The sequence below is a fragment of the Streptomyces sp. NPDC054842 genome (assembly GCF_053611025.1).
On record NZ_JBSGZN010000025.1, the window covers coordinates 63,707 to 86,426 of the forward strand.

General features: G+C 73.3%; 19 protein-coding genes. 10 read left to right on the plus strand and 9 right to left on the minus strand.

Annotated elements, in window-relative coordinates; all coding sequences use genetic code 11:
- Positions 1 to 118: 118 nt before the first annotated feature.
- From ACWGIS_RS20730 to ACWGIS_RS20740, 3 genes are all read left to right on the plus strand, one after another.
- Positions 119 to 850 (plus strand): VIT1/CCC1 transporter family protein, encoded by a 732-nt coding sequence (locus ACWGIS_RS20730; RefSeq protein WP_453363897.1) that lies wholly within the window; start codon positions 119 to 121, stop codon positions 848 to 850.
- Between the two features lie 360 nt (positions 851 to 1,210).
- On the plus strand, positions 1,211 to 5,803 hold the full coding sequence (gltB, locus tag ACWGIS_RS20735) for a glutamate synthase large subunit (protein WP_453363898.1): 4,593 nt from the start codon (positions 1,211 to 1,213) through the stop codon (positions 5,801 to 5,803).
- Complete coding sequence (locus ACWGIS_RS20740; RefSeq protein ID WP_453363899.1) at positions 5,796 to 7,256, plus strand: glutamate synthase subunit beta; 1,461 nt, start codon at positions 5,796 to 5,798, stop codon at positions 7,254 to 7,256. The genes gltB and ACWGIS_RS20740 overlap by 8 nt, the downstream gene beginning before the upstream one ends.
- A 147-nt stretch (positions 7,257 to 7,403) precedes the next feature.
- On the opposite strand, the gene ACWGIS_RS20745 is transcribed toward ACWGIS_RS20740, so the two are convergent.
- Both ACWGIS_RS20745 and ACWGIS_RS20750 read right to left on the minus strand, forming a co-directional pair.
- On the minus strand, positions 7,404 to 8,291 hold the full coding sequence (locus tag ACWGIS_RS20745; RefSeq protein WP_453363900.1) for a chitosanase: 888 nt from the start codon (positions 8,289 to 8,291) through the stop codon (positions 7,404 to 7,406).
- A 37-nt stretch (positions 8,292 to 8,328) separates the two neighbouring features.
- Positions 8,329 to 9,246 (minus strand): rhomboid family intramembrane serine protease, encoded by a 918-nt coding sequence (locus ACWGIS_RS20750; protein WP_453363901.1) that lies wholly within the window; start codon positions 9,244 to 9,246, stop codon positions 8,329 to 8,331.
- Between the two features lie 170 nt (positions 9,247 to 9,416).
- On the opposite strand from ACWGIS_RS20750, the gene ACWGIS_RS20755 reads away from it, so the two are divergent.
- On the plus strand, positions 9,417 to 10,136 hold the full coding sequence (locus tag ACWGIS_RS20755) for a vWA domain-containing protein (RefSeq protein WP_453363902.1): 720 nt from the start codon (positions 9,417 to 9,419) through the stop codon (positions 10,134 to 10,136).
- On the plus strand, positions 10,133 to 10,684 hold the full coding sequence (locus ACWGIS_RS20760) for a HutD/Ves family protein (RefSeq protein ID WP_453363903.1): 552 nt from the start codon (positions 10,133 to 10,135) through the stop codon (positions 10,682 to 10,684). The genes ACWGIS_RS20755 and ACWGIS_RS20760 overlap by 4 nt, the downstream gene beginning before the upstream one ends.
- A gap of 341 nt (positions 10,685 to 11,025) precedes the next feature.
- On the opposite strand, the gene ACWGIS_RS20765 is transcribed toward ACWGIS_RS20760, so the two are convergent.
- Both ACWGIS_RS20765 and ACWGIS_RS20770 read right to left on the minus strand, forming a co-directional pair.
- The gene (locus tag ACWGIS_RS20765; protein WP_453363904.1) at positions 11,026 to 12,003 is read right to left on the minus strand and encodes an acyl-CoA dehydrogenase family protein; all 978 of its coding nucleotides are present in this window, start codon (positions 12,001 to 12,003) and stop codon (positions 11,026 to 11,028) included.
- Positions 12,003 to 13,148: an acyl-CoA dehydrogenase family protein gene (locus ACWGIS_RS20770; RefSeq protein WP_453363905.1), complete on the minus strand. Its 1,146-nt coding sequence runs from the start codon at positions 13,146 to 13,148 to the stop codon at positions 12,003 to 12,005. The genes ACWGIS_RS20765 and ACWGIS_RS20770 overlap by 1 nt, the downstream gene beginning before the upstream one ends.
- Positions 13,149 to 13,230: 82 nt before the next feature.
- On the opposite strand from ACWGIS_RS20770, the gene ACWGIS_RS20775 reads away from it, so the two are divergent.
- The 3 genes from ACWGIS_RS20775 to ACWGIS_RS20785 are packed head-to-tail and all read left to right on the plus strand — an operon-like array spanning position 13,231 to position 15,828.
- The gene (locus ACWGIS_RS20775; protein WP_453363906.1) at positions 13,231 to 14,022 is read left to right on the plus strand and encodes an SDR family oxidoreductase; all 792 of its coding nucleotides are present in this window, start codon (positions 13,231 to 13,233) and stop codon (positions 14,020 to 14,022) included.
- Positions 14,023 to 14,037: 15 nt separating this feature from the next.
- The gene (locus ACWGIS_RS20780; RefSeq protein WP_453363907.1) at positions 14,038 to 14,652 is read left to right on the plus strand and encodes a TetR/AcrR family transcriptional regulator; all 615 of its coding nucleotides are present in this window, start codon (positions 14,038 to 14,040) and stop codon (positions 14,650 to 14,652) included.
- Positions 14,653 to 14,670: 18 nt separating this feature from the next.
- Entirely contained in the window at positions 14,671 to 15,828 is a 1,158-nt protein-coding gene (locus ACWGIS_RS20785; RefSeq protein WP_453363908.1) for an acetyl-CoA C-acetyltransferase, read from the plus strand.
- Positions 15,829 to 16,144: 316 nt separating this feature from the next.
- On the opposite strand, the gene ACWGIS_RS20790 is transcribed toward ACWGIS_RS20785, so the two are convergent.
- The 4 genes from ACWGIS_RS20790 to ACWGIS_RS20805 are packed head-to-tail and all read right to left on the minus strand — an operon-like array spanning position 16,145 to position 19,675.
- Positions 16,145 to 17,206, minus strand: a complete 1,062-nt coding sequence (locus ACWGIS_RS20790; RefSeq protein WP_453363909.1) for an NAD(P)H-dependent flavin oxidoreductase — start codon at positions 17,204 to 17,206, stop codon at positions 16,145 to 16,147.
- Entirely contained in the window at positions 17,206 to 18,021 is an 816-nt protein-coding gene (locus ACWGIS_RS20795) for a CoA-transferase subunit beta (protein ID WP_453363910.1), read from the minus strand. The genes ACWGIS_RS20790 and ACWGIS_RS20795 overlap by 1 nt, the downstream gene beginning before the upstream one ends.
- Positions 18,018 to 18,884: a CoA transferase subunit A gene (locus tag ACWGIS_RS20800; protein WP_453363911.1), complete on the minus strand. Its 867-nt coding sequence runs from the start codon at positions 18,882 to 18,884 to the stop codon at positions 18,018 to 18,020. Before ACWGIS_RS20800 ends, ACWGIS_RS20795 begins: the two co-directional genes overlap by 4 nt.
- Positions 18,881 to 19,675, minus strand: coding sequence for an enoyl-CoA hydratase family protein (locus tag ACWGIS_RS20805; RefSeq protein WP_453363912.1), 795 nt, complete (start codon positions 19,673 to 19,675; stop codon positions 18,881 to 18,883). The genes ACWGIS_RS20800 and ACWGIS_RS20805 overlap by 4 nt, the downstream gene beginning before the upstream one ends.
- Before the next feature lie 93 nt (positions 19,676 to 19,768).
- On the opposite strand from ACWGIS_RS20805, the gene ACWGIS_RS20810 reads away from it, so the two are divergent.
- Together ACWGIS_RS20810 and ACWGIS_RS20815 are read left to right on the plus strand one after the other, a co-directional pair.
- Positions 19,769 to 20,509 carry an SDR family oxidoreductase gene (locus ACWGIS_RS20810; RefSeq protein WP_453363940.1) on the plus strand — a complete coding sequence of 247 codons (741 nt, stop codon included), beginning with the start codon at positions 19,769 to 19,771 and terminating at the stop codon, positions 20,507 to 20,509.
- Between the two features lies 1 nt (position 20,510).
- Positions 20,511 to 21,443, plus strand: coding sequence for an SDR family oxidoreductase (locus ACWGIS_RS20815; RefSeq protein ID WP_453363913.1), 933 nt, complete (start codon positions 20,511 to 20,513; stop codon positions 21,441 to 21,443).
- Positions 21,444 to 21,685: 242 nt separating this feature from the next.
- On the opposite strand, the gene ACWGIS_RS20820 is transcribed toward ACWGIS_RS20815, so the two are convergent.
- Positions 21,686 to 22,585: a hypothetical protein gene (locus ACWGIS_RS20820; RefSeq protein WP_453363914.1), complete on the minus strand. Its 900-nt coding sequence runs from the start codon at positions 22,583 to 22,585 to the stop codon at positions 21,686 to 21,688.
- Between the last annotated feature and the right edge of the window lie 135 nt (positions 22,586 to 22,720).

A 22,720-nucleotide genomic window follows, 5' to 3' on the forward strand; every position in this document is an offset into this window, starting at 1 on the left:
GGGCAAAGATGCAGGTTAGCGCAGCCTTTCCTTGCTGGCGGGCGTGAAATTCCCGGCGTACCTTTGTTGTTGTCGAAAAGTAGAACTCGTCCAAACAATGCCTGCCTGGGGGACCGCGATGGCCATCATCGACACCGAAGCCGCACTGCACGAAGCCCACCGCGACAACCACACGCACCGCGACGTCACCGGCGGATGGCTGCGTCCCGCCGTCTTCGGCGCGATGGACGGACTGGTGTCCAACCTCGCCCTCATGACCGGCGTCGCCGGCGGGTCCGTGGCCCACCAGACCATCGTCGTCACCGGGCTCGCGGGTCTCGCGGCCGGCGCCTTCTCGATGGCCGCGGGCGAGTACACCTCGGTCGCCTCCCAGCGCGAGCTGGTCGAGGCCGAACTCGACGTCGAGCGGCGCGAGCTGCGCAAGCACCCGAAGGACGAGGAGCGCGAGCTCGCCGAGCTGTACGAGGCCCGCGGCGTCGACCCGGAGCTGGCCGGGGAGGTCGCCAGGCAGCTGTCGCGCGACCCCGAGCAGGCACTGGAGATACACGCGCGCGAGGAACTCGGCATCGACCCGGGCGACCTGCCCTCGCCGTCCGTCGCCGCCGTCTCCAGCTTCGGGTCCTTCGCCCTGGGCGCCCTGCTTCCCGTCCTGCCCTACCTGCTGGGCGCGACCGCGCTGTGGCCCGCGGTGCTGCTGGCGCTCCTGGGGCTCTTCGCGTGCGGCGCCGTGGTGGCCAGGGTGACGGCGCGTTCCTGGTGGTACAGCGGTCTGCGGCAGCTCGCTCTCGGTGGCGCCGCGGCGGGTGTGACGTACGCCCTGGGCAGCTGGTTCGGCACGGCCGTAGGATGAGGCCCGACGGACTTATGCACGGGACTGCATAAGTAGTTGTTACTCGGCGGTTTCGAACGCTTAACCACTGGGCATGACCCGTAAGCGCGTGGGCAACGAGGCCCGCGCCGCACCCTGCGCGACGGGCGACGACGCCCGCCGGGCCCGGGCCCCAGGACATCGATCTGTCCGCGGGGGCCCCACACTCCACCGCCGTGCGCGGTACCCCCGCCGCGACCGCGGTGTCCGCATGTTGGAACGAAGTATCCGGTTCCCGAGAACCGTCCCATCATGTAACCTGCACGAAATTTTGCACTCCACCGCAGAGGGCCAACGTCGTCCCTCGGCAATGCATATGCCACGACGACGACGGGAGAGCCGATGCGTACGCCGCGCCAGCCGTCCCAGCACTCCGCGAATGGCCAGAACTGGTCCTTCATGGATGCTCGCCCTGCTGCGCAGGGTATGTACGACCCCCGCAACGAGCACGACGCCTGCGGCGTCGGCTTCGTGGCCACCCTCACCGGCGAGGCGAGCCATGCGCTGGTCGAGCAGGCGCTCACGGTTCTGCGCAACCTGGAGCACCGCGGTGCCACCGGCTCCGAGCCCGACTCGGGCGACGGTGCCGGCATCCTGTCCCAGGTCCCGGACGCCTTCTTCCGTGAGGTGGCGGCCTTCGAGCTGCCCGAGGCCGGTTCCTACGCGGTCGGCATCGCCTTCCTGCCCCAGGACGGCGCCGACGCCGCCGTCTCACGGATCGAGACGTTCGCCGCGGAAGAGGGCCTCACCGTCCTCGGCTGGCGCGAGGTCCCGGTCGCCCCGCAGCTCCTCGGCGCCACCGCGCGCTCGACGATGCCCGCCTTCCGCCAGCTCTTCGTGGCCGACGGTGTGAGCAGTGGCATCGCGCTCGACCGCAAGGCGTTCGTGCTGCGCAAGCGCGCCGAGCGCGAGGCCGGTGTCTACTTCCCGTCCCTGTCGGCCCGCACCATCGTCTACAAGGGCATGCTGACCACCGGCCAGCTCGAGCCCTTCTTCCCGGACCTGTCCGACCGCCGCTTCGCCTCCGCGATCGCGCTCGTGCACTCCCGGTTCTCCACCAACACCTTCCCCAGCTGGCCGCTCGCCCACCCGTACCGCTTCGTCGCGCACAACGGCGAGATCAACACGGTCAAGGGCAACCGGAACTGGATGAAGGCGCGCGAGTCGCAGCTCGTCTCCGACCTGTTCGGCAGCGACAAGCTGGAGCGCATCTTCCCCGTCTGCACGCCGGACGCCTCCGACTCGGCGTCCTTCGACGAGGTCCTGGAGCTGCTGCACCTCGGCGGCCGCTCCCTGCCGCACAGCGTGCTCATGATGATCCCGGAGGCGTGGGAGAACCACGACTCCATGGACCCGGCCCGCCGCGCGTTCTACCAGTACCACGCCACGCAGATGGAGCCCTGGGACGGCCCCGCCTGCGTCACCTTCACCGACGGCACCCAGGTCGGCGCGGTCCTCGACCGCAACGGCCTGCGCCCCGGCCGCTACTGGGTCACCGACGACGGCCTCGTCGTCCTCGGCTCCGAGGTCGGCGTCCTCGACATCGACCCCGCGAAGGTCGTCCGCAAGGGCCGCCTCCAGCCCGGCCGCATGTTCCTCGTGGACACCGCCGAGCACCGCATCATCGAGGACGACGAGATCAAGGCCGCCCTCGCCGCCGAGAAGCCCTACGCGGAGTGGCTGGAGGCCGGCGAGATCGAGCTGTCCGACCTGCCCGAGCGCGAGCACATCGTGCACACGCACGCGTCGGTCACCCGCCGCCAGCAGACCTTCGGCTACACCGAGGAGGAGCTGCGCGTCATCGTCGCGCCGATGGCCCGGGCCGCCGCCGAGCCGATCGGCTCGATGGGCACGGACACCCCCATCGCCGCGCTCTCGCAGCGCCCGCGCCTGCTCTTCGACTACTTCACGCAGCTGTTCGCGCAGGTCACCAACCCGCCGCTGGACGCCATCCGCGAGGAGCTCGTCACCTCCCTGCGCTCCTCGCTGGGCCCGCAGGGCAACCTCCTGGAGCCGACCGCCGCGTCCTGCCGGAGCGTCACCCTGCCGTTCCCGGTGATCGACAACGACGAGCTGGCCAAGCTCATCCACATCAACGCCGACGGCGACATGCCCGGTATGAAGGCCGCGACGCTGTCCGGCCTGTACCGGGTCTCCGGCGGCGGCGACTCGCTGGCCGCCCGGATCGAGGAGATCTGCGCCGAGGCCGACGCCGCCATCGAGAACGGCGCCCGGCTCATCGTCCTGTCCGACCGGCACTCCGACGCCGAGCACGCGCCGATCCCCTCGCTGCTGCTCACCGCGGCCGTCCACCACCACCTCATCCGCACCAAGCAGCGCACCCAGGTGGGTCTGCTGGTCGAGGCCGGCGACGTCCGCGAGGTCCACCACGTGGCCCTCCTCATCGGCTACGGCGCCGCCGCCGTCAACCCGTACCTGGCCATGGAGTCCGTCGAGGACCTGGTCCGCGCGGGCACGTTCCTGGAGGGCATCGAGCCCGAGCAGGCCATCCGCAACCTGATCTACGCCCTCGGCAAGGGCGTCCTGAAGGTCATGTCCAAGATGGGCATCTCGACCGTCGCCTCCTACCGCGGCGCCCAGGTCTTCGAGGCCGTCGGCCTGGACCAGGCCTTCGTCGAGAAGTACTTCAACGGCACCGCGACGAAGATCGGCGGCGCCGGCCTCGACGTCATCGCCAAGGAGGTCGCCGCCCGCCACTCCAAGGCGTACCCGGCCTCCGGCATCGCGCCCGCGCACCGCGCCCTGGAGATAGGGGGCGAGTACCAGTGGCGCCGCGAGGGCGAACCGCACCTGTTCGACCCGGAGACGGTCTTCCGCCTCCAGCACTCCACGCGCACCCGCCGCTACGACATCTTCAAGAAGTACACGGACCGCGTGAACGAGCAGTCCGAGCGCCTGATGACGCTGCGCGGCCTGTTCGGCTTCTCCTCCGGCCGCGAGCCGATCTCCATCGACGAGGTCGAGCCGGTCACCGAGATCGTCAAGCGCTTCTCCACCGGCGCCATGTCGTACGGCTCCATCTCCAAGGAGGCGCACGAGACCCTCGCCATCGCCATGAACCAGCTGGGCGGCAAGTCCAACACCGGTGAGGGCGGCGAGGACGCGGACCGGCTGTACGACCCCGCGCGCCGTTCGTCGATCAAGCAGGTCGCCTCCGGCCGCTTCGGCGTCACCTCCGAGTACCTGGTCAACGCCGACGACATCCAGATCAAGATGGCGCAGGGCGCCAAGCCCGGCGAGGGCGGCCAGCTGCCCGGCCACAAGGTGTACCCCTGGGTCGCCAAGACCCGGCACAGCACCCCCGGCGTCGGCCTGATCTCGCCGCCGCCGCACCACGACATCTACTCCATCGAAGACCTCGCCCAGCTGATCCACGACCTGAAGAACGCGAACCCGCGGGCGCGGATCCACGTCAAGCTGGTCTCCGAGGTCGGCGTCGGCACGGTCGCCGCGGGTGTCTCCAAGGCGCACGCGGACGTGGTGCTCATCTCCGGCCACGACGGCGGCACCGGCGCCTCCCCGCTGACCTCGCTCAAGCACGCGGGCGGCCCCTGGGAGCTCGGCCTCGCCGAGACCCAGCAGACCCTGCTGCTCAACGGCCTGCGCGACCGCATCGTCGTGCAGACCGACGGCCAGCTGAAGACCGGCCGCGACGTCGTCATCGCCGCGCTGCTCGGCGCCGAGGAGTTCGGTTTCGCGACCGCGCCGCTCGTCGTCTCCGGCTGCGTCATGATGCGCGTCTGCCACCTCGACACCTGTCCGGTCGGCATCGCCACCCAGAACCCCACCCTGCGGGACAGGTTCGCGGGCAAGGCCGAGTACGTCGTGAACTTCTTCCAGTTCATCGCCGAGGAGGTCCGCGAGATCCTCGCCGAGCTGGGCTTCCGCTCCATCGAGGAGGCCGTCGGCCACGCAGAGGCGCTCGACGTCACCCGTGCCGTCGACCACTGGAAGGCGCAGGGCCTGGACCTGTCCCCGCTGTTCTACGTGCCCGAGCTGCCCGAGGGCGCCTCGCTGCACCAGGTGATCGAGCAGGACCACGGCCTGGAGAAGGCGCTGGACAACGAGCTGATCAGGCTCGCCGGCGACGCGCTGGCCGCGAACTCCCAGGCCGACGCCCGCCCGGTCCGCGCCCAGGTCCCGATCCGCAACATCAACCGCACGGTCGGCACGATGCTCGGCCACGAGGTGACGAAGAAGTTCGGCGGCGCGGGCCTGCCCGACGACACCATCGACATCACCTTCACCGGTTCCGCGGGCCAGTCCTTCGGCGCCTTCCTGCCGCGCGGTGTCACGCTGCGCCTGGAGGGCGACGCCAACGACTACGTCGGCAAGGGCCTGTCCGGCGGAAGGGTCGTCGTCCGTCCCGACCGGGGCGCCGACCACCTCGCCGAGTACTCCACCATCGCGGGCAACACGATCGCGTACGGCGCGACGGGCGGAGAGCTGTTCCTGCGCGGCCGCACCGGCGAGCGCTTCTGCGTCCGCAACTCCGGCGCCACCGTGGTGTCCGAGGGCGTGGGCGACCACGGCTGCGAGTACATGACCGGCGGTCACGCGGTCGTCCTCGGCGAGACCGGCCGCAACTTCGCGGCCGGCATGTCCGGCGGCATCGCGTACGTCATCGACCTGAACCCCGACAACGTGAACGCCGCCAGCGTCGGCGCGGTCGAGGCCCTCGACGACACCGACAAGCAGTGGCTGCACGACGTGGTGCGCCGCCACCAGGAGGAGACGGGCTCGACCGTCGCCGAGAAGCTCCTGGCCGAGTGGGACACCGCGGTGGCCCGCTTCAGCAAGATCATCCCCAGCACGTACAAGGCAGTGCTCGCCGCCAAGGACGCCGCCGAGCGAGCCGGTCTCTCCGAGACCGAGATCACCGAGAAGATGATGGAGGCGGCGACCAATGGCTGATCCCAAGGGCTTTCTCAACCACGGCCGCGAGGTCGCCCGGTCCCGCCCCGTCGAGGAGCGCGTGCGGGACTGGAACGAGGTCTATGTTCCCGGCTCGCTGCTGCCGATCATCCCCACGCAGGCCTCGCGCTGCATGGACTGCGGCATCCCGTTCTGCCACAACGGCTGTCCGCTCGGGAACCTGATCCCCGAGTGGAACGACTACGCCTACCGCGAGGACTGGCAGGCGGCGTCGGAGCGGCTGCACGCGACCAACAACTTCCCGGAGTTCACCGGGCGCCTGTGCCCGGCGCCCTGTGAGTCGGCCTGCGTGCTCGGCATCAACCAGCCCGCCGTGACCATCAAGAACGTCGAGGTCTCGATCATCGACAAGGCGTGGGACACCGGGGACGTCGCCCCGCAGATCCCCGAGCGCCTCAGCGGCAAGACGGTCGCCGTCGTCGGCTCGGGCCCGGCGGGCCTCGCCGCCGCCCAGCAGCTGACCCGGGCCGGCCACACGGTCGCGGTGTACGAGCGCGCCGACCGCGTCGGGGGCCTGCTGCGCTACGGCATCCCCGAGTTCAAGATGGAGAAGCGGCACATCAACCGGCGTATCGAGCAGATGCGCGCGGAGGGCACCCGCTTCCGGACCGGCATCGAGATCGGCCGCGACCTCAAGGCGACGGACCTGCGCAAGCGGTACGACGCCGTGGTCGTCGCCGCCGGCGCCACCACCGCCCGCGACCTGCCCGTCCCGGGCCGCGAACTGAACGGCATCCACCAGGCGATGGAGTACCTGCCCCTCGCCAACAAGGTGCAGGAGGGCGACTACGTGGCGCCCCCGATCACCGCCGAGGGCAAGCACGTCGTCGTGATCGGCGGCGGGGACACCGGCGCCGACTGCGTCGGCACCGCCCACCGCCAGGGCGCCGCCTCCGTCACGCAGCTGGAGATCATGCCGAGGCCCGGCGAGGACCGCGCCCCGCACCAGCCGTGGCCGACCTTCCCGATGCTGTACAAGGTCACCTCCGCGCACGAGGAGGGCGGTGAGCGGGTCTACTCCGTCAACACCACCCACTTCGAGGGCGACGAGGACGGCAACGTCCAGTGGCTGCACCTCGTCGAGGTGGAGTTCGTCGACGGCAAGCTCACCCAGAAGCCGGGCACGGAGCGGAAGATCCCGGCCCAGCTGGTCACCCTGGCGATGGGCTTCACCGGCACGGACGTCCAGAACGGCCTGGTCTCGCAGTTCGGCCTCGACCTCGACGAGCGCGGCAACATCGCCCGCGACGGCGACTACCAGACCAACGTGCCCGGCGTCTTCGTCGCCGGTGACGCGGGCCGCGGCCAGTCGCTCATCGTCTGGGCCATCGCGGAGGGCCGCTCGGCCGCCCGCGGGGTCGACCGCTTCCTGACCGGGGCCAGCGACCTGCCGGCCCCGATCCGCCCGACGGACCGCTCCCTCATGGTCTGACGCCCCACCCCCACAGTCGTCCCGTACAAAGGCGTACGGAACTGAACGCGGCGCCTGCCCGTCCCCGACCGGACCTGGGTGGGCGCCGTGGTGCGTCCGCGTCCGGGCGGTCCGGGTGGGCGCCGTGGTGCGTCCGCGTCCGGGCGGCTACCCGACCTCGTACGTCTCCCCGTAGACCTTCCACGTCAGCGGGGTGTCCAGGTCCAGGTTGCCGTCGTACAGGAAGCGGCGCTGGGCGGTGTCGATGCGGCTGGTGTCGCGGTGGTCGGGGGACGCCTTCATGGCGCGGCGGCGGATGTCCAGGAAGATGTCGAGGTACGCCTTCTCGGAGCCGCCCTCGGCCGGGGTGTCCGCCTGCGCGATCGCCCTCTCGCGCATGCCGTCGAAGCCGTCGGGGCCCCGCCCGGCGCCGTGCATGACCATCGCGTCGTAGTAGACGAACTGGCCGAGCGTGCCGAGACCGTCGAGCTTCGCGCGCCGGACCGCGGGATCGAAGTACACGCGGTCGCGCTCCTCGTCCTGGACCCGGCGGAACGCCGCGACGCGGGCCTCCGCCTTCCAGGCCGCAGTGAACCGCGGCCCGAGACCGCGGTGGGAGTCCGTGCCGTCCACCTCGCGCAGCGCCGGGAGGTAGCGCGCGAGCGGGTTGCCGGGCCGCTCCTCGGTGTAGCGCTCCACGACGGTGAGCAGGTCGTGGGTGCCGGAGCAGAAGCCGACGATGCCGGCGGTGTAGCCCCGGCCGTCCCCGATGTCCTCGATGTAGCCGTACTGCCCGCGCCAGTCGAGCGTGGAGTTCTCGGCGCTCGCCACCAGCTGCTGGGCCAGTTCCTTCTTGCCGGGCGCGGCGAGGCCGGACGGCCGGGGAGCGGTCCGTCCGCCGCCCGCCTCGGGCGCGGCGGACGGACCGGCGGGCCGCGACGCGGTCGCGCCGCCCTTGTCGTCCCGCGTGCCCGCGTGATCGGGCAGCGCGCACCAGACGGCCGCCGCGGCCACGAGGGGGACGGTGGCCCACAGCAGGCCGACGGCACGTTTCATGCCGCACAGGGTACGGCGGGCACGCACCCCGCAGGGCTCAGGCCAGTCCGCTCGCCAGGGCCGACTGCTTGACCACCGCCAGTACCACCAGGAGCGTCAGCAGCGCCACGCACGCGCAGGCCTGCACCAGCGCCCGGTGGCGCCCGCGCGGCGCGTAGGCGTAGGCGAGGGTCACGGCGCCGCCCGTCAGCAGACCGCCCAGGTGGCCCTGCCAGGACGTCAGGCCCGCCGAGATCAGCAGCCAGAGCAGCAGACTCCCGATGAACTGGTTGACCTGCCGCATGTCCCCGCCGATCCGGCGGGCCGTCACGTAGTACGCGGCACCCACTCCGAAGATCGCGCCCGAGGCGCCGACCACGGGGACGTACGGCGCGATCAGCAGCACCAGGACCGAGCCGCCGAGCGCCGACAGCAGGTACAGGGCGAGGTAGCGGACGCGGCCGAGCCGGGCCTCCACGACGACGCCCAGGCTCCACAGCGAGGCCATGTTCATCACGATGTGCAGGATGCCGAACGGCGTCTCCGTGGCGGGCAGATGGAGGAACGCGCCGGTCAGCAGCCGGTACCACTCCCCGTCGATCACACCCTCCGGGTGGTAGCCGGCGGGGTAGCCGTCCAGCCAGCCGTAGTGCCCGTCCGGTCCGGACAGGCCGGCGCCCAGCATCTGGAAGCGGCTCGTCACGTCGGAGCGGGCCAACTGGGCGAGGTAGGCGAGCACGTTGAGCGCGATCAGCACGTACGTCACCACGGGCACCGTCGAGATCCGGCCACCGAAGACGGTCCGGGCCTGCCGGATCGACCGCGCGCCGTCCCGCACGCACTCCACGCACTGGTGACCGACGGCCGCCTCCCGCATGCAGTCCGGGCAGATGTAGCGGTCGCAGCGGGTGCAGCGGACGTGCGACTCCACCTTGGGATGGCGGTAGCAGGTGGTGACGGTGGACTCGGACTCCACGCCGGCTCCTCACAGATACGGATGACACGGGGACGGTGTGCCGGTGGGGTCGGCGGCGAACAAACTAGCGAACGCAGGTCAGGGGCCCGGAAGCGGGGCCGTCCGGGTGACCGCGGTGGCGTAATCTCGGCATGCGCGTGTCCGGGGAGCGCAGCGAGAGGGGAGCCCGCATGGCCGGGATCAGTCTGAGCAAGGTGCAGGAGACGGCGCCCGCGCTGGTCAGCCTGTACAAGACCGCCGGGGTGTCCCTCACCGAGCACGGGCTGGACGGGCAGCGGGCCGCCGTCTACCTCGTCGTGGACTACTCCGGCTCCATGAAGCCGTACTACAAGGACGGCAGCGTGCAGGCGCTCGCCGACCGGGTGCTGGGTCTCGCGGCGCACTTCGACGACGACGGGAGGGTCCCCGTCGTCTTCTTCTCGACCGACATCGACGCGGTCACCGACATCGCGCTCGTCAACCACCGGGGCCGGATCGAGCAGATCGCTTCCGGGCTCGGCCACATGGGCAGGACCAGCTACCACCTGGCGATGGACGCGGTCATCGACCTGCACCTGGACAGCGGCGCCACGGAACCGGCGCTCGTCGTCTTCCAGACCGACGGCGGCCCCATCAACAAGCTCGCCGCGGAGCGGTACCTGTGCAAGGCGGCCGAACTCCCGCTGTTCTGGCAGTTCGTCGGCTTCGGCGACCCGGGCAGCAGGCAGTTCGATTTCCTGCGCAAGCTCGACGAGCTGGCCGTCCCGCAGAAGCGCGCCGTCGACAACGCCGGTTTCTTCCACGCCGGTTCGGACCCGAGCGCGGTGTCCGACGCCGAACTGTACGACCGTCTCGTGGGCGAGTTCCCGCAGTGGCTCGCCGCGGCGCGGGCGCGCGGCATCGTACGGTGACCCGGCTGCTGCCCGCCGCCACACGCACCGCCGTGCCCTGGCGCAACGGGGGCGGTGTCACGCGCGAGATCGCGGCCTGGCCGCCGGGCGCGGACATGACCGACTTCGTCTGGCGCGTGAGCCTGGCCGAGGTCGGCGCGGACGGGCCGTTCTCCGCGTTCCCCGGCGTCGACCGCACGCTGACCGTCGTCGAGGGCGCCGGGATGGACCTCACGGTGGGCGGCGAACGGCGGCTCGTCGACACCCGCCACGTGCCGCGGCACTTCCGGGGCGACGTGCCGACCCACTGCCGGCTGATCGCCGGACCCGTCGTGAACCTCAACGTCATGTGGCGCAGGGACTGCGGCCGTCCGGCTCCGACCGTCGCGGTGGTCCGCGGCCACCTCGCCCTGCCCGCCGCGCCCGTGCTCGTCGTCGCGCTCGACGGGACCGCCGAGGTCGCCGGGACGGTCCTCGGCCGGTACGACGCCGTCCTACTGGCCGGCCCGGACACCGTGCTGCACGCCGAGGGCCGCACCGCCGTCATCGGCAACGTCCGGCAGGACTGACGCGGCCCGCCGTACACCCCCGACTCCCGCGCGTCCGGGCCTCGTTGACCTTGCGGAGTCTCCGGGCCGCCCTGAGGCCGAGCCCTCGTGCCGCCCTGAGAAGGCTCGAAAGGAGCGGCGCCTCGCGGTGGTTGCGCGCACGGCCGCCCCGCGCCCTGCCCGGAAGGGGCACCGCCCGCCGCCCCGCGCCTCACCCGGAAGCGGTGTCTCGCGGTGGGCCCGCGCGCGGCCGCCCGCGCCCCGCCCGGAAGCAGCCCCGGGGACCCCGCGTACGGCCGCCCGAGTCCCGCCCGGGCCGCGGACCCGCATCCCGGAGCCGGCGCGGGAGGAGCACCCGGGCCTCACGGGCGGCGGGCGCCGTCCATGACGCGGGCCCGGCACTCGGACGGCGTCCCCCACGCCGTCCGCAGGGCGCGGGCCCGGGTCAGCCAGAGCGAGAGGTCGTACTCGGTGGTGTAGCCGATCGCGCCGTGCAGTTGCAGCGCGGTCCTGGCCGTCGCGTACGCGCTCTCGCAGGCCAGCACCTTGGCGGCGGCCACGTCGGCCGGGTCCATCGTGAGCGCGGCACCGAACAGCATCGGCCGGGCGAACTCCAGCGCGGTCCGCGCGTCCGCGAGCCGGTGCTTGACGGCCTGGAACGAGCCGACGGGGACACCGAACTGGGTGCGCCGCTTCACGTACGCGACGGTGCGGTCCAGCAGCGTGAGCCCGGCACCGAGGGCCTGGGCGGCGGTGGCGACGCGGGCCCAGAGCAGGGCGCGGGCACAGGCCCGGGTGACGTCGGGGCCGGCGGCCAGCAGTTCGCCGCCCGGCAGGGGGCGGGTCAGCCGGCGGGACGAGTCCAGCGACACCCGCGCCGGACCGTGGCCGGGAGCCGCCCGCAGCTCGTCGCCGCTCACCGCGAGGACCACCTCCGCCGCCTCGCCGTCCAGCGCGTACGCGTCCCCGAAGGCCAGCGTCGCCAGGGACCCGCCCGACACCAGCGCCGGCAGCAGCCGCCCGGCCGGGCCCGGGTCGTCGAGCCCCGCCAGCAGGGCGGCCGCCGCCACCGTCTCCGCCAGCGGACCGGGCACCGCGTGCCGCCCCGACTCGACGCAGGCGACGGCCAGTTCCACCGGCAGCGGCCCGACCCCGCCGTACGCCTCGGGCACCGCCAGCGCGAAGACGCCCGCGTCGGCCAGCCGGGACCACAGCGCCCGGCCCGGCGCCCGCTCGCCTGCGCCCCAGGCCCGCACGACCGCCGGGGTGTCCGCGGACGTCAGCATCGCGTCGAGCGAGCGGGCGAAGGCACGCTGCTCGGCGTCCGGCAGGAAACGCATCACCGGCGCCCCTTTGGCAGGCCGAGCAGCCGCTCGGCGACGATGTCGCGCTGGATCTCGTTCGTGCCCGCGTAGATCGGGCCGGCCAGCGCGAAGACGTACCCCTGCGCCCACTCGGTGCCGGACAACTCCCCGTCCGGGCCCAGCAGATCGAGCGCCGTCTCGTGCAGCGCGAGGTCGAACTCGGACCAGAACAGCTTGTTCAGGCTGGACTCCGCGCCCGGGGTCTCGCCCGCGGTGGCACGGGACGCGTGCGCGTACGTGAACAGCTGATAGGCGCGGGCACCGATCACCGCGTCGGCCACCCGGTCCCGCAGCGCCGTGTCCGCCGGGTCGGCGCGCTCGTGCCAGAGCCGGGTCAGCCGGTCGGCGGCGGCGAGGAAGCGGCCGGGGGAGCGGAGCGTCAGACCGCGCTCGTCCCCCGCTGTCGACATGGCGACCCGCCAGCCGTCGCCCGGCTCGCCGATCACGTCCTCGTCCGGCACGAAGACCCCGTCCAGGAAGAGTTCGGCGAAAGCCGGCTTGCCGTCCAGGCGGCCGACCGGCCGGACCGTCACCCCGGGCGCCCGCAGGCCGAACATCAGATACGTCAGCCCCTGGTGCCGCCTCGGCGCGTCCGGGTCGCTGCGGAACAGCCCGAACGCCCGGTCCGCGAACGCCGCCCGCGACGACCACGCCTTCTGCCCGCTCAGCAGCCAGCCCCCCGCGGTGCGCACCGCGCGGGACCTGAGCGAGGCCAGGTCGGACCCCGCCTCCGGCTCGGACCACGCCTGCGCCCAGATCTCCTCACCGCGCGCCATCGGCGGGAGGACGCGGGCGCGCTGCTCCCGCGTGCCGTGCGCGAAGAGGGTCGGGGCGAGGAGGCTGACGCCGTTCTGGGCGACCCGGCCCGGGGCGCCGGCCGCCCAGTACTCCTCCTCGAAGACCAGCCACCGGACGAGATCCGCGTCCCGGCCGCCGTACGCCGCCGGCCAGGACACCACCGACCAGCGGTCGGCGGCCAGTTCGGCCTCCCAGGCGCGGTGGGCGGCGAAGCCCTCGGCGGTCTCCAGGGAGGGCAGCGGCTCCACCGGGACGTGGGCGGCGAGCCAGGCCCGGGCCTCGGCGCGGAACGCCTCGTCGGCGGGGGAGTGCGTGAGATCCATGGCGGCACCCTTCGGTGACGGGGCTCGGGCCGGCGGCGGCCGCACCTTCCCTAACAAGTGTTTGGTAGGTTAGCTTGGGGCCATGAGCGACGTCGAGAGCCCGGCGTACGTACCGGGCCACGGGCTGCTGAGCGGCCGCACCGCCGTCATCACCGCCGCCGCCGGCGCCGGCATCGGCGGAGCCACCGCCCGCCGCTTCCTGGAGGAGGGCGCGCGTGTCCTCCTCAGCGACGCCCACGCACGACGCCTGGAGGACACCGCCCGCGCCCTGGCCGAGGAGTTCGGCACCGCGAACGTCGCCGCCCGGCCCTGCGACGTCACCGACGAGGACCAGGTCCACGCCCTCTTCGACACCGCCGCCGGTCTCCACGGCCGCCTGGACATCGTCGTCAACAACGCGGGCCTCGGCGGGACCGCGCCCCTCGTCGACATGACCGACACGCAGTGGGCGAAGGTCCTCGACGTGACGCTGACCGGGACCTTCCGCTGCACCCGGGCCGCCCTGCGCCTGTTCCGGCACCACGGCCACGGCGGAGTCGTCGTCAACAACGCCTCCGTCGTCGGCTGGCGCGCCCAGGCCGGACAGGCGCACTACGCCGCCGCCAAGGCCGGGGTCATGGCACTCACCCGGTGCGCCGCGATCGAGGCCGCCGCCTACGGGGTCCGGGTCAACGCCGTCTCGCCCAGCCTCGCCATGCACCCGCACCTGGCGAAGGTCACCACCCCCGAACTGCTGGCGGAACTCACCGCCCGCGAGGCCTTCGGCCGGTACGCCGAGCCCTGGGAGGTGGCCAACGTGATCGTGTTCCTGGCGTCCGGCTACTCCTCGTACCTCACCGGCGAGGTCCTGTCCGTCAGCAGCCAGCATGCCTAGGACCACAATGAGCGTGTGCCTACCAAGAAGAAGCCCCAGGTGACCGCATCGCCGGAGCGGCGCCGTGAACTCCTCGGCACGGCCGCCGAGGTGTTCGCCGACCAGGGCTACAACGCCACCACCGTCCGCAAGATCGCGGACCGGGCCGGAATGCTCGCGGGCAGCCTCTACTACCACTTCGACTCCAAGGAATCGATGCTGGAGGAGATCCTGCGGACCTTCCTCGACGAGCTGTGGGACGGCTACGACACCGTCCTCGCCGCCGGACTCGGGCCCCGGGAGACCCTGGAGGCCCTCGTCACCGAGTCGTTCCGGGAGATCGACCGGCACCGCGCCGCCGTCGCCATCTACCAGAAGGAGTCCCGGCACCTCGTCGCGCAGGAGCGGTTCGCGTTCCTCGCCGCGTCGCAGCGCAACTTCGAGAAGGCGTGGCTCAGCACGCTGCAACGCGGCGTCGCCGCCGAGGTGTTCCGCGCCGACCTCGACATCCGGCTCGCCTACCGGTTCGTGCGCGACACCGTGTGGGTCGCCGCGTCCTGGTACCGGCCAGGCGGACAGCACAGCCCCGAGGAGATCGCCCGGCAGTACCTGTCGATGGTGCTGGACGGGATCACCCCACGCGACACGTGACCCTGGAGGGACACCGTCATGGCCGAGGCCTACATCGTCGAAGCGGTCCGCACCCCCGTCGGGCGACGCGGCGGGGGACTGGGCGGTGTGCACCCGGCCGACCTGGGCGCCCACGTCCTCAAGGCCCTGCTCGGGCGCGGCGGGGTGGACCCCGCCGCCGTCGAGGACGTCGTCTTCGGCTGCCTGGACGCGGTCGGGCCCCAGGCCGGGGACATCGCCCGCACCAGCTGGCTGGCCGCCGGACTGCCCGAGGAGGTACCCGGCGTCACCGTCGACCGCCAGTGCGGGTCCTCCCAGCAGGCCGTGCACTTCGCCGCCCAGGCCGTCCTGTCCGGCACGCAGGACCTCGTGGTCGCGGGCGGTGTCCAGAACATGACGCAGATCCCCATCGCCTTCGCCTCCCGCCGGGCCGCCGAACCGCTCGGCCTCACCGAGGGCCCCTTCGCGGGCAGCGAGGGCTGGCGGGCCCGCTACGGCGACCTGCCCGTCGACCAGTTCCACGGCGCCGAACTGATCGCCGCCAAGTGGGGCATCACCCGCCGCGACCAGGAGGAGTACGCCCTGCGCTCGCACCGGCGGGCCCTGCGCGCCGCCGACGAGGGCCGCTTCGCCCGCGAGACCGTGGCGTACGGAGCCGTCACCGCCGACGAGGGGCCGCGCCGGGACACCTCGCCGGAGAAGATGGCCGCCCTGAAACCGGTCGTCGAGGGCGGCACCATCACCGCCGCCTGCTCCTCCCAGGTCTCCGACGGCGCCGCCGCGATGCTGCTCGCCTCCGAACGGGCGCTCCGCACCCACGGGCTGACACCGCGCGCCCGCGTCCACCACCTCTCCGTCCGCGGCGAGGACCCCGTCCGCATGCTGTCCGCGCCCATCCCGGCCACCGCGCACGCCCTGAAGAAGACCGGCATGTCCCTCGACGGCATCGACCTGGTGGAGATCAACGAGGCCTTCGCGCCGGTCGTCCTCGCCTGGACGCGGGAGACCGGGGCGGACCCGGAGAAGGTCAACGTCAACGGCGGCGCCATCGCCCTCGGCCATCCGCTCGGCGCCACCGGCGTGAGGCTCATGACGACCCTGCTGCACGAACTGGAGCGCACCGGCGGCCGCTTCGGCCTCCAGACGATGTGCGAGGGCGGCGGCCAGGCCAACGTGACGATCATCGAACGCCTCTGAGGCGGGCGGCGCGTCCGGCGCGTGCGGCGCTTCCGGTGCCTCCGACGGCCCCGGCGCGTGCGGCGTTCTTGCTTCCTTGGCGCGTCCCACGTTCGTGGCACCGACCCATGTCCAAGCACGCCTGCGAGTCCGCGAGTCCGCGAGTCCGCGAGTCCGCGAGTCCGCACGTCTGCGCGTCTGCCTATCCGCGCGTCCGCGCATGCTGTGTTCGTGAGGATGCCCGAGGGAGGGCTCAGGCGGACGTGCTCTCAGGGGCCTGGCAGTGAGTGACGCCGGGCATGGGTGATCCGGGACCGCCCCGGTCGAGACGGGCGTCTCAAGGGGTGGGCGGCGCGGCGGTGGCCAGCGCCCGGAGCGTCGCGTCGGCCTGCGCCATCACCCGCTCGACCAGCTCCGCGCACGACGGCAGGTCATCGATCACGCCCGCGACCTGACCGGCCGACATCAGCCCCAGATCCGTACGGCCGTCCACCATCGACGCCCTGAGCAGCATCGGCGTGTTGGCGGCCATCAGCACCTGGCTCCAGGCCAGGTCCCTGCCGTGCCGCATCGCGAGTCCGTCGCGGACCATCCGGGACCACGACAGGCCGGACACCTTCCGGAACCCGGCGGCCCGCCGCAGCGCCCGCGCCAGCGACCGCGCGCGGCCCGACCGCTCCAGTGCGTCCACCAGGTCCGTCCGCAGCATCCGGTGCGCAAGTCCGTCGACGGCCGTGGTGACCGTGACGTCCTTGACCGTCGCCGCCAGATACCTCGCCAGCACGGCGGCCGGGACCGTCGAGTCCGACGTCAGCAAAAAGCGCGTGCCCATCGCCACGCCCGCCGCGCCGTAGGCCAGCGCCGCCACCAGGCCCCGCCCGTCGTGGAAACCGCCCGCCGCCACGACCGGGATGTCCACCGCGTCCACCACCTGCGGCAGCAGCACCGTCGTCGCCACCTCGCCGGTGTGCCCGCCGCCCTCGCCGCCCTGCACGATCACCGCGTCCGCGCCCCAGGCGGCCACCTTCTCGGCGTGCCGCCGCGCGCCGACGGACGGGACCACGACGACACCCGCCTCCTTCAGCTCGCCGATCAGCTCCCGCGAGGGGGCGAGCGCGAAGGACGCGACGCGCACCCCCTCCTCGACGACGATCCGCACCCGGTCGCCGGCGTCCCCCGCGTCCGCGCGCAGGTTCACCCCGAACGGCGCGTCCGTACGGGACTTGACCTCCCGTATCGCCTCCCGCAGCCGGTCGGTCGTCATCGTCGCGGAGGCCAGGATGCCGAGGGCGCCCGCGTTCGCCGCGGCGGAGACCAGGCGGGGCCCCGCCACCCAGCCCATGCCGGTCTGCACGACCGGATGGCGGACGCCGACGAGCCGGGTCAGCGCGGTCTCCATCAGCGCCCCGCCGGGCGCGGGGCGGGTGCGGCGGGGTCGGCCACCTCGCGGTCCCGGGCCCCCTCGGGATCGACGACCTCGCGGAGCAACCGGCGCTCCTCGTCGGTGGGTTCACGGGTGGGGGGTACCTCGTCGGGGACGTGCAGCGCGAAGCCGGTCGCCGCCCGGACCTGCTCGACGGTGACGCCCGGGTGCAGGGACGCCAGGCGCATCGCGTGGTCGGGGGTGTCGAAGTCGAAGACACCGAGGTCGGAGACGACGCGGGCGACGTGGTGGTAGCGGCCGGCGCCGGGCCCCGCCGCCGCGGCCCGGTCGTACCCCACCCCGCACACCATGTCGACGGCCGCGACGAAGACGCGCGGCGAGTGCCTCGGCACCCAGTAACTGGTCGGATTGTTCAGGGTGTTGGCCGGGGCGCCTCGCACGCCGAGGAGCTGGCGGGCGGGCCGGGCCCAGTCACCGACGCACGAGATGTTCTGGTTGCCGAAGCGGTCGAGCTGGCTCGCGCCCATCATCACGTGCCGCCGCCCGCCGGTCACCATGGCCAGGTGCGCGCGGTACGGCAGCCAGCCCTCCGGGGTGCCGTCCGGCCGCACGAGCATCGCCTCGCCGTCGGTGAGCAGCAGGTCGGGTGCGAACGTGCGCCGGGCGAGCCGGGCGCCGAGGGACGGGATCACGCCCATGGCGGCGGCGAGCACCTCCCCGGCGCCGCGCCAGGTCTCGGCGCAGGCGATCACGCAGTACTCGGCGCGGGTGGGCGGGGCAGGCGGTGCGGCGGGGCTGGGCGGGGGAGGTGGTGCGGCCGGGGTGCTCATGTGGTCCCTTCCTTCCGCCAGGCGCGGACGGCGCGCTGGTAGTCCCGTTCGTCGCCGCTCAGGAACCGCTCGGCGAACTCGGCGTAGGGCATGGCGGCGTACAGCTTCTGGAAGGTCTCGTCGCGGCCGTGGTCCGGGGCGCAGGACGTGAAGTGCGCGCCGTCCGGTGCCTCGACGACGCCGGTCACGTACGACCGCTTCAGCAGCAGCGTCTGCGGGGCGGCGTCCGCGGTCAGCGCGGCGGTCTCCACGAGCCGCTCGCACGAGACGTACGCGGCGTCGGCCGCCTCGCAGAACAGGTCGTCGAAGTAGGGGTCGGGGCCCAGGTACTGCCCGTTGCCCAGGCGGTCCGCGCGGTTCATGTGGACCAGCGCGGCGTCCAGGCGCAGGGCCGGCATGGCGACGAACTCCTCCCGCATCCCCGTGGAGGCGTCGGCGTACGGCGACGTGACCGTCCGCAGCGCGGGGTTGACCCGCATCACGTCGGAGCCGAGGCCGGCCCGCACCGGCAGGAACGGCAGCCGGTTGGCCGCCGCGTGCAGCCCCCACATGAACATCGCCTCGTCGATCTCCGTCAGCTCGAACTCCGCCCGCTGCCGCGCCGCGCGGTAGTGCGGTTCGAGCGGGATCGAGTCGAGGGTGACGAAGGGGGTGACGAGTCTTCGGAGGCGGCCCGCGGCGGCGAGCAGACCGACGTCCGGGCCACCGCACGAGACGACGGTGAGATCGGTGATCCGGGACCGGAGCAGTGCTCTCACCAGGGCCATCGGCTTGCGGCGCGAGCCCCAGCCGCCGATGCCGAGCGTCATCCCGCTCTCCAGACGGCCGACGGCCTCCTCGGCCGACATCGTCTTGTCGCTCATCGCGCCCCCTCCGCGCCGCCCGACGGCTCACCCGCCGGAACGGGCGCCGGCTCCCCGCCGAAGCGGTCACGGACCCGGCCGGCGACCCCGCTCAGACCGGCCTCGAAGGTGAAACCCTGCTCGAAGCGGTAGCTGCGGCGCACGTCCACCGGATCGATGCCGTTGATGGCGGCCTTGGCGAGCCGGACCAGAGCGCCGTCCTTGGCGGCGATCTCGCGGGCCAGCTCTAGGGCCCCCGCGGCCAGTTCGCCACGCGGCACGACCCGCCACACCGAGCCGTGCGCGTGCAGCTCGGCGGCGGTCGCCGTGCGCGAGGTGTAGTACAGGACGCGCATCAGGTGCGGCGGGACCAGCCGGGCGAGATGGGTCGCGGCGCCGAGCGCGCCCCGCTCCAGCTCCGGCAGCCCGAACGTGGCGTCCTCACTCGCGACGATCGCGTCCGCGTTCCCCACCAGGCCGATACCGCCGCCCAGGCAGAAGCCGTGCACCGCCGCGACGACCGGCACCTCGCACTCGTACACCGCGGCGAAGGCCTCGAAGCAGCCCCTGTTCGCCCCGATCAGCGCGCCGTGCCCCTCGGTGTCCCGCTGTATCTCCTTGAGGTCGACGCCCGCGCTGAACCCGCGCCCGCGCGCCCCGAGCACGACGCAGCGCACGGCCGGGTCGCGGCCCGCCGAACGCACGGCGTCGGCCAGCTCGAACCAGCCCCGCACCGGCAGCGCGTTCACCGGCGGATAGTCGACCGTGACGACGCAAATCCCGGATTCCGGGGACGAGGTGGAGACACCCATGGGCGCATCAGCTACCTTTCCACCAAACGTTTGTTAGGTGACACCGTCGAAGCTAGCAGCGAACCCATCCGAGCGGGAGGCCCTGTGGACGACGTGGATCTCGGCGGCAGGACCGTCGTCGTCACCGGAGGCACCCGCGGCGTGGGCGCCGGGATCGCACGGGCCTTCGCCGAGGCCGGCGCCGACGTCGTCGTCTGCGCCCGCAGGCCGCCGCCGCGCCCCGTCGAGGGCGTCGGCTTCACCTCCGTCGACCTGCGCGACCCGGAAGCCGTCCGCGACTTCTTCGACGGCCTGGCCCGCGTCGACGTCCTGGTCAACAACGCGGGCGGCACCCCGTACCGGCCGCTCGCGGACTCCGAGGCCGAGCGGCACGCCCGCGTGATCGAGCTCAACCTCACCGCGCCGCTGACCGCCTCGCTCGCCGCACGCCGCCAACTCCGCCGCGCCAAGGGGGCGATCGTCATGATCGGCAGCGTGAGCGGCACCCGGCCCTCGCCCGGCACGGCGGCGTACGGCGCGGCCAAGGCCGGACTGGAGAGTCTCGCCCGTTCGATGGCCGTCGAGTGGGCCCCCGACATCCGCGTCAACACCCTCGTCGTCGGCATGGTCCGCACCGAGCGGACCCACCTGCACTACGGCGACGAGGACGCGGTCGCCGCCGTCGCCCGCACCGTCCCGCTCGGACGCCTCGCCGAACCCGCCGACGTGGGCCGGGCCGCCGTCTTCCTCGCCTCCGACGCCGCCGCGTACGTCAGCGGGGCGAGCCTGCTCGTGCACGGCGGCGGGGAACGTCCCCGCTTCCTCGACGCGGCGACCACGGGCAAGGAGGACTGACATGGGCGCACCGCTGCTGTGCGAGGGGCGGGTCGTCGTGGTCACCGGCGCGGGCCGCGGACTCGGCCGGGCGCACGCCCTCGCCTTCGCCGCCGAGGGCGCCCGCGTCGTCGTCAACGATCTCGGGGTCGGCCTCGACGGCACCCCGGACCCCGGCAGCCCGGCCGCGCGGGTGGCCGAGGAGATCCGCGCGGCGGGCGGCACCGCCGTCGCCCACGGCGGCGACGTCGCGACCACCGAGGGCGCCGCGTCCCTCGTACGCGCCGCCCTCGACACCTACGGACGCCTCGACACCCTCGTCAACAACGCCGGCTTCCTCCGCGACCGGATGCTCGTCAACCTCGACGAGGACGACTGGGACGCCGTACTGCGCGTCCACCTCCGAGGCCACTTCCTGCCCCTCCGGCACGCGGCCGCGCACTGGCGGACGGAGGCGAAGGCGGGACGCCCGCCGCACGCCCGCGTCGTCAACACCAGCAGCGGCGCGGGCCTCTCGGGCTCGGTCGGACAGGGGAACTACAGCGCCGCGAAGGCCGGGATCCTCGGGCTGACCCTGGTCGCCGCGGCCGAACTCGCGCGGTACGGCGTCCAGGTCAACGCGATCGCCCCCGCGGCCCGCACCCGCATGACCGAACAGGCATTCGCGCAGGCCATGGCCCCGCCGGACACCCCCGGCGCCTTCGACGCGATGGCCCCCGCGAACGTGTCGCCGCTCGTCGTCTGGCTCGGCTCCACCGCCTGCGCCGGCGTCACCGGACGGGTCTTCGAGGCCGAGGGCGGGCGCATCACGGTGATGGAGGGCTGGAGTGCCGGTCCCACCGCCGACAAGGGCGCGCGGTGGACTCCCGCACAGGCGGGGGAGACGGCACGGGAACTCCTGGCCGAGGCGGCGGCCCCGGCACCGGTCCACGGCGCGGGGGACGGGACGCCGTGACGGGGGGCGGGGGAGCGGATGGCGTGACGTGGTGCGGGGGAGCGGACTCGGTGACGTGGCCCAGGGGAGCGGACGGGAGGCCCTCAGGCGGGGTGGCGTAGGCATCGGTGGTCCGGGCGTCCGGCGGGCTCATGCGGTCAGCCGCGCGGACCGAAGGACGGCTCGGCGCCCGGAGGAGCTACCGGACGGGCCCCCGGAGACGAGAACCGGGCCTCGGCGCCCGTCACCGTCGACAGCGCCGGTCAGGTGTCGCACTCCAGCACCGTCCGGCACAGGGCGCAGCGGGCCCGTACCCGGCCGCGCACGGGGACCCGGATGCGCTGGTGGCAGGTGGGGCACGGGAACGACACCCGCAGCGGCCCGCCGGCGTCCGGCGTGAACGCGTAGGGCACGCCCGGCTGGAGGTCGGGCGGGGACCCGTGGTCCTGCGCGTGGCGGCGGTCCTTCGCGTAGCGGCGGCGGCCCGCCCAGCCCGCCGCGGTCAGCGGCGGCTGCCGCTCGTCCATGCGGGCCCGCGCCATGCCCTTCGTGTACGCCGTGTACGCCTGCGGGCTGGTGAACCACACCGACGGGTCCTCGCCGAAGACCAGGGCGCGCTTGGCGAGCACGTAGCCGAACTCCTCCGGCGTCAGGTAGCCGAGCTTCTGCGAGGAGGAGGCGTCCTCCCGGAAGGCGTCGAGCAGGAGCCAGCCCGCGCCGAGGTACGCCGCCGCGGTGTCCGTGAGGATCTCGTTGTCCCGGGTGCCGGGGAAGGAGAGGTCGAGGCGGTGCAGGTAGACGTGCATCACCTCGTGGGCGAGGGCGGCCCCGATGTCGCGCCGGTGGGTGCGGAAGCGGTCGTTGAGTTCGACGAAGTACTCGGGCCCCGCGGTGAGTTCGACGTTCGCCGCGTGGGTCATTTCGCGGAAGCCGACGACCATCCTGGCGTCGGGGAGCCGGTAGTGGCGCACCATCTCGCGCGCCACGCGCTGGGCGCCCAGATGCAGGTCGTCGGTGTCGCAGAAGGCCACGTCGGCCGGGGGCACGCTGCTCGCGAACGTCCGGACGGTGTCGTGGGACAGCCGTCTGTAGAGCGCGGTGATCGCGGCCCGCACGGTGTCCAGGTGCGGGTAGCCGTGCTCGACCGGTCCGCCGTTCGCCACGTCCGCACCCCCTGAAGACGCCGGAACAGGCCCCGGGGGAGACCTGGACTCCTCTCTCCACTTTACGGGGACGGCCGCTGCGTGGGCGCGGCCGTTTCGGCGGGCGGAGCCGTGCACGCGCGCGTGGCCGTTCGG